Genomic DNA, 7,537 nt, shown 5'->3' on the forward strand with positions numbered 1-7,537 from the left:
GAATAACCATCATTTGGATCATAAGCTTAAATGATCCTGTAAAAGTTCTAACATCCCGATGAACATTCTGAACATACGGTTGTGCATTTCTTACATTAATTACCGCGCCTAATGAATTCAAAATGTAATTGCCCTTTAAGAAATGTATAATTTGCTCATGTGCATACTTTTGTTCTAAAAATTTTAATGTAAACAGCTGCTTCTCCACCAAGTGATGTAAGGTGCCATCCATATTTTGCGCAATGCCATTGGCTTCCTGTATCTTATGCCTTACTTCATAAGCCGGCAATAGGGAGTCATTGATTTCATCAAGTAATTCATTGCTTAAAGCATTTTCATATACGATCCAGCCGTATTCGCTGATCACCTTATCAAATATTGTAATATCAGCTTCCGAATAATCAAATTTATTGTTCATAATAGTACGTTTTATTTGTTATGCTTTGGTTTGCCTATACGCAGGAAAGAATGTAGACTGCTGGGTGAGCCCTACACCTTTTTGATGTAAAAGCGCATTATAAGATTCCTGGTCGCTAACGTAACACCAGATCCAGTCGTTAATTCTTAAATTAGAAAAATGACTTTTAAACTTAAATAATGAGTCTTCCTTTCCTCCTACACCCCCACCTAAGTGGAATATCTTTTTCCCCAATCTTCTGCCAATCAGGCTAATTTCATCCGTCAGTAATTTACTGGGCGATACTTTCAGGTATTTTTCAGAAGTGGCAGACAAGTGGTTTCTGACTACATTTTCGGATATCAATATCAGGGCTCCGCAAATCATTTCAGTACCATCATAAATCAGCACAAGCTCATTTTCAAATTCACGGGTATTGAGCAATCCGGCAAAATATTTTTCATCGAAATAATAACTCTTGCTGGCTCCCAACCGATCCATATTCTTATGATACATTTCTGTAAATGCAGCTATTTCGCTAGGACCCGCTGCATTTTTAATGGTATATCCGGTTTCCCGAAGTTTCTTTATCTGCCTTTTCAGCCTCTTATCGTATCGTGATCTCTGCTCTTCAATACTTAATGATAAATCCATATAGATGGTGCTTCCGTTAGGAATAACGCCTCCAATATTTTCCAGTAAGTAATGTTGATTAAGAAAAGGATACAATCGTGAAAAAACACATATACACTGTTCGGACTTCAGAAAATGACCGAACTCTTCTTTAAAGCTTTCAATCGTTAGTTGCGGAATATCCTTAAAATCTACATTAGATATTGGCCCTGCGTATCCATATACTGAAGTCATATCATATTGAGATGACCCTGCGATATTTCTCTTTATTAGTGGAAATGCTATAAATAAATCTTCTTTCTCGTAAATAAAAAGAATGGGCTCTCCTTCCATATTTAAGGAGTGGTAATACCAGGTGTGATATACTTCATAATTATGAGCCCGTTTAACATAAGCATCCCACTCCGCTTTTGCGCGGACAATTAAGCATTGATAAGACATGTATATTTTTTCTTTAAGGTGCGCTAGTGATCTGATTTTCCTAGGTAGTAGGATTATGCTCCTTCCAGAATATTAACCATAGTCTGGTTCACTTTGTTTACATCAAACTTTTCGCTTGCGTATTTTCTGCCATTTAGCCCGAATCTTGCAACATCATCTGTATGCCTTATATAGTACTCCATTTTAGAGGCCAATTGTTGAATATCTTTTATTGGAACCAAAAAACCATTGGCCTTTCTTAGAAGCGGGTTAATTGTTTCCCTGCATCCAACAGAATTACAGGTAATAACTGCCCTTCCCATTGCCATTCCCTCTAAAAGACACCGTGGAACTCCCTCTCCATAATAAGATGGTAGCACAATAACAGAAGATTTGTTAATGTATGGTCTTACATCATCAACCAGCCCAAAATATTGGATGGTTCCATCCGTTTTTATTCTTGAAAACAGATCCGCACTAATGGCATCAATGTTATCATCATAAGGCCCAATTAGTTTAAAAACAACATCAGGGAATTTTTCTTTGATCTGTTTTGCAGCATAGTAGTATTCCTTAATTCCTTTCGCGTTAATTAATCGCGAAATCATCAAAAAACTTATGTTATTTAAATCGGGGGGAGAGTACTCATAGTGAGACAAATCTACCCCCGAACCATTCACCACATGAGCTATATTCTTGTTTGTAATAATATTTGCACGAATCAGTGTATTATAATCATCCTTATTTTGAAAAATGATCTGCAATCTTTTACTTGCTCTCAGACTCAATTTTAACAAAATCCTTGTTATCTTTTGAACTACCGTTTTCCTTGAACCTACATTTAAAAAATTGTAGCCAAGCCCCGTCAGCATCGGTGTGATGTGATTTACTCTGCAAAACCTGGCAACAAAAGCGCCATAAATAACTGGTTTAAAAGTGTAGGGAAAAAACACATCGGGTTTAGTAGCTTTGATCAGCCTGCGCAATTCGAAGAGGTATTTAAGATCAGAGACTATTGATACATTACTCGGATTCAATCCATTTTCATATACCCTTACCCCCATTTCACTTAGCTTATTTTTAATCTCCTGATGTTCAATTTTAGGAGTAAAAATAATCACTTCGTGTTTTACAATTAATGCTTCTATCAATTTACCTCGGAAATCCAGCAATGAACGTGGAGAATCGCATGAGATCAAGATTATCTTTCTTTCTTTTACCATGTTGATTTAAATTTATAGGTAAATATTTAAGGGCCTGTTTCAACTGAGTTGAAACACGCCCTTAATACTATGACCATCAAAAAAGATGTTATTAAATCAAAAACTATTATTGCTTAAAGGTTCAGGATTGCTCCGGCATTTGYCATCACAGTCGCAGGAACATTTGCTGCTGGAATAAGTTCTGACTTGTATTCATAGGTTGGTACCCATGATGATGCTGCTGTTGAAATTTTGTTTACACTACCTTTGTAAATATTAGTGCTTGCGCCACTAACAAATCCTGGTTTTGAATTAAAATCAGTATAAATCGCATAATGCTGGTTCTCAAAATAGTTATTATCTGTTCTTACTGTCGCACCCATAGTTACACCAATCCCGTATCCGCTACCATTTTGCAGATAGTTATTAAATACGTGCATGGTTCCAAATCTTGTACAAGGTTGTCTTTCAGAAACATTATAGAAATAATTCTTGTAGACAGTAACACGAAGTTTACCAATATCGTTAGTGTTTGCATCTCCAAAACCGATTAACATCGCGACATTATTATCATGTAATCTATTGTACGATAAAGTAACATAATCTGCTCTGTTACCAACGTCTAACAGACCATCATAATAGTCCCATCCGTGATTTCTATCAGATGATAGATCGCAATGATCTACCCACACGTGATGAGCACCTTCTTTAATAACTATATTTGAATAGGTTACCACATTTCTGATGGTCATGTTACGGATGATTACATTACTGGTTCCATAAACTAATAAACCAACACCTTCCAAACTCGAACCTTTCATACCAAGGATTGTTTTATTGGAACCTACGTTTAAATAGCCTGTACCAGTAATTCTTCCGGATACCTTAATAATCGTAGCTGTATTTGATGAAACAGCATTTTTTAAAGCAGAATAAGTTGTTACAGTTATGGTTTGGCCACCTGTACCACCTGTGGTTTTACCGTCAACCATAGCATAACCAATAATAGCACCGCTTGTTGCCGGAGGCGCTACAGGACTCGTTACCGGAGGTTGTACAACAGAACCACTGCTGCCATCTAAGGTATAAGTATACTTACGTCCATTGGTCCTTGGATCGCTATTATCCGAAGCAGATATATATACGCTGGTAAGCCAATGACAAAAGCGTCCTTTACCAATGTTCCTGATGTCTGCTGCGCTTGAATGCGCAGGACCAAGCTCTTTTCCATCCTCAAAGACCCTCATTGTTGATACTTTGGGCTGGCTTTGTGAATCTCCTGACACTGGAAGCTCATAAACTCTGTAAGAGTAACCACCGTCACTTGCTACTCTAAATGTTTGTAATGATTTAATACCACTTGTGGTGCTCGTAGCTGCTACACCAGTATCAGTCTGCGTAAGTGGGTTTTCAGGGGTTGCCGCATCCGAGCCTTTTTTACATTTACTAAAAGTTAATACAACTAACAGTAATAGAAGGCTCATGGGCAGTCGATTTGATGTTTTGTTTTTTCTTTCCATTTGATTTWTTAAAAGTATACAATGGTAACGCGAAAAAGCGCGTCACTATACACTTCAAAAATTATGGAAAATCAATGATTTTACATAAAGAAAACCATTTTTCAGGCGCTAATCCAATTTAGCAAATCTCATCGATTTAATTATTATAATTAATAAATTATCATTCAGAAATTAGAATATCTTTTAGCTTAATCAAATATTACTTATTATTATATCAGGCATCAATTGATTAAAATATTTTCCAGATACAAATTTTAAATTAATTTAAAATAGTGATAAATTATTAATATCGACGTAGATATTAACTACAAAAAGCATGTTCAAACACATGAATAAATGTAATTTTTCCGTCACAAAAGAACCATCAGACCTCAAACTCTAAATATACTTGGCCCAAAACTTAGAATTATCAATAATTTTTAGTATTGTTTTGTAAGAGAATTATCAATGATAAACAACACTTGCTAGATGCGTTTGTCCCTTTTTTGTTACCAAGTAAAAATCTTTATACCAATTCACAAAATTTCTTACCCCTTCAGATACTGAAACCTTCGGATCATATGCCAGCATTTTCTTCATTACCGATATATCTGCCCAGGTTTCTGCAACATCGCCATTTTGCATTGGCATATAATTTTTATCGGCAATTTCACCTATATTTTTCTCAATTTCAGTAATAAACTCTAACAGATCTACTGATTCTCCTCTTCCAATGTTAAATACCCTGTATGGAACATTGGAACTCGAAGGGTCAGGAACAGAAGCGTCCCATAAAACACTTTTTTTTGCGGGATGATCAATAACACGAACAATTCCATCCACAATATCATCTATATAGGTAAAGTCCCGTTTCATTTTCCCATTGTTAAAGATATCTATCTGCTTGTGTTCCAGAATTGCTTTTGTGAAAAGAAATGGAGCCATATCAGGTCTTCCCCAAGGGCCATATACGGTAAAAAAGCGTAGCCCCGTTGTTGGGAGTTTAAATAAATGGCTGTAAGTATGGGCCATAAGTTCATTACTTTTTTTTGTAGCAGCATATATTGATACCGGATGATTTGCCTGATGACTTGGAGAAAACGGCATTCTTTTATTTAAACCATAAACGCTTGATGAACTTGCATAGACAAAATGTTTGATATTGTGTGTACGACAGCACTCTAAAATATTTAGGAAACCGGTGATATTTGAATCAATATATGCTCTGGGGTTCGTCAAACTATACCTTACTCCGGCTTGCGCGGCTAAATTACATACCGCATCAAAATGACATCCTTTAAAAAGTTTCTTCATCTTGCCATGATCTGTGAGATCTAGTTTAACAAACTGATAATTGGGATATTTACAACTTCTTACAGCTTTTCCATATTCTAAGGATAAACCATCAATTCCTGTTTCTGAGAGCCTGCCATGTTTTAGATTTACATCATAGTAATCATTAATATTATCAATTCCGACTACCTCATCGCCTCTTTCCAACAAATATTTTGCCAGATGATACCCAATAAAACCGGCTGTACCGGTAACCAATACTTTCATAACGATCGCTTTAAAATTTAGATTTATAGATTTAGGCTTAAAGGTTTTTATGCCACACTTCCAGACTGAATACGCAAAAGAGTATTTTGGCCCTTCTTTCATCAGAAATTTTAATCTTTCTGGCAATAAGGTCCATTATGAAGTCTTTTTTTATGATTTTAGAATATAAATTATCCGGAGCCATCAAATAGGTATTGATAATCTCTTTGAGTTCATGATCTACCCACTTCTTCAGGGGTATTTCAAATCCTCTTTTAGGTTGTTCAATGAGCTCAGCCGGCAGATATTTTTTTCCAAGCGTTCTCAAAATATCTTTGGTCTGGAGTTTCTTTATTTTAAAATTGTCCGGTAATCCAGGGGCAAATTCAAGAACTTCTTTTGCTAAAAAAGGGCTTCTTCCTTCTAAAGAATGTGCCATGGTAGCAATATCCATTTTGGTAAGTAGTCTGCTGAACAACATCGAATCAAAATCCATCAGCAGCAATTTCTTTAATGGCGAAATTGAATAGTCGTTAATTCTTGCAAGATCACTTGAAATAACCTTCATTTTTGGTTTTTCAAGAAACGCGTCTTCAAAACCCACAAAAAGATCTGAAGAAGCTGAGCAATAGATTTTAACCAAATCAGAATAGCCACCAAACTTCAATAACCTATATATATACGTGTAATTACTTTGTTTCTGATTAGCTACAGGCAATAGACTCGTTAAGATTCTTGAACTAATCCTTGTAAATTGACTCGGATTAAAAAAATCTACGTGTTTAAATGGCACATATCTTCTATAACCACCAAATAGCTCATCTGCACCGTCACCATTTAAAACAACCGTTATATGCTTTTTGGCTTCCCTGGCCACATAATAACTCGGTATTGCGGAATTATCAGAATTAGGCTCACCATGGTTAGATATGATCTTTTCTATATCGTTGGTTAAATCAGAAAAGTCTATTTCAACAACAGTGTGGTCGGTTCCATATTTCTTTGCTACCTTCTCTGCAAGGGCCGATTCATCAAAAGATCCCGGAACCTTAACCGTAAAGGTTTTAAGTTTTGAAGTTTGTTCAGCGGCCATTGCTGTCACTAATCCGCTATCAATCCCTCCACTCAAAAAAGATCCTACATCTAAATCGGAGCTATCTATTCGTCTTTTAACTGCAGTTTTCAGTATGCCATCGAGCTGTGTTACAGCATCGGTATAATCGGGGTATCTTTCTGCTTTATAATAGTCTTCGATTTTAAACCAGCAAACATCATCACAAAGACCTGTAAGTGTATCAATCTTTAAATAGTGCCCATTTTCCAACTCGTTAACAAAAAGATACGGAGTAGCTTTACGGTAATGATGCCCAACATAGAGGTAATCAGCCAGCGAGGAGTAATCTATCTCAGGTCTGCACTTTTTATAAAGTACGTTTAGCTCCGACGAAAAAACAAAGGTTTTTGCTTTATTATATACATACAAAGGTTTTTTGCCCGCCCTATCACGTGCCAGGTACATTCTAAAATTGAGGGTATCATATAATGCAAATGCAAACATCCCATCAAATTCCTCAAGCATATCCATGCCCATCAATTCAAACATCATCAGTATGGTCAATGTATCAGAATTGGAAGAAGCCTTAAGACCATACTTTTCTCTAAGCTCCATATGATTGTAAATCTCACCATTAAAAACAATCACCAGTCCATTGTGTTCCATTGGTTGCTGCCCGGTTACACTTAAATCCTGAATTGCCAGTCTGGTATGGTAAAGATTTACATTATACAAGCTATAATGTCCCTGTTCATCGGGGCCTCTGTGCAATAACCCATTAAAGATCATACTG

General features: G+C 36.2%; 5 protein-coding genes and 1 pseudogene. All 6 read right to left on the minus strand.

The genetic code is table 11. The annotated features are described in order from the left end of the window. A pseudogene (locus AC1DDX_RS19025) lies at positions 1–418 on the minus strand (phytanoyl-CoA dioxygenase family protein); the annotation flags it as partial. 18 nt (positions 419–436) lie between these two features. Beyond that, positions 437–1,471 (minus strand): GNAT family N-acetyltransferase, encoded by a 1,035-nt coding sequence (locus AC1DDX_RS19030; RefSeq protein ID WP_172662608.1) that lies wholly within the window; start codon positions 1,469–1,471, stop codon positions 437–439. Positions 1,472–1,524: 53 nt separating this feature from the next. After that, on the minus strand, positions 1,525–2,673 hold the full coding sequence (locus AC1DDX_RS19035) for a glycosyltransferase family 4 protein (protein ID WP_288883667.1): 1,149 nt from the start codon (positions 2,671–2,673) through the stop codon (positions 1,525–1,527). Positions 2,674–2,786: 113 nt separating this feature from the next. Next, complete coding sequence (locus tag AC1DDX_RS19040; protein ID WP_477622418.1) at positions 2,787–4,136, minus strand: pectate lyase family protein; 1,350 nt, start codon at positions 4,134–4,136, stop codon at positions 2,787–2,789. 480 nt (positions 4,137–4,616) lie between these two features. Continuing rightward, on the minus strand, positions 4,617–5,711 hold the full coding sequence (locus tag AC1DDX_RS19045; RefSeq protein ID WP_172662605.1) for an NAD-dependent epimerase: 1,095 nt from the start codon (positions 5,709–5,711) through the stop codon (positions 4,617–4,619). A 37-nt stretch (positions 5,712–5,748) separates the two neighbouring features. Continuing rightward, positions 5,749–7,537 (minus strand): asparagine synthase (glutamine-hydrolyzing) (asnB, locus tag AC1DDX_RS19050; protein WP_477622419.1); only part of this gene is annotated, 1,789 nt, incomplete at its 5' end.

It is taken from the genome of Pedobacter sp. 10L46_2 (assembly GCF_056395165.1).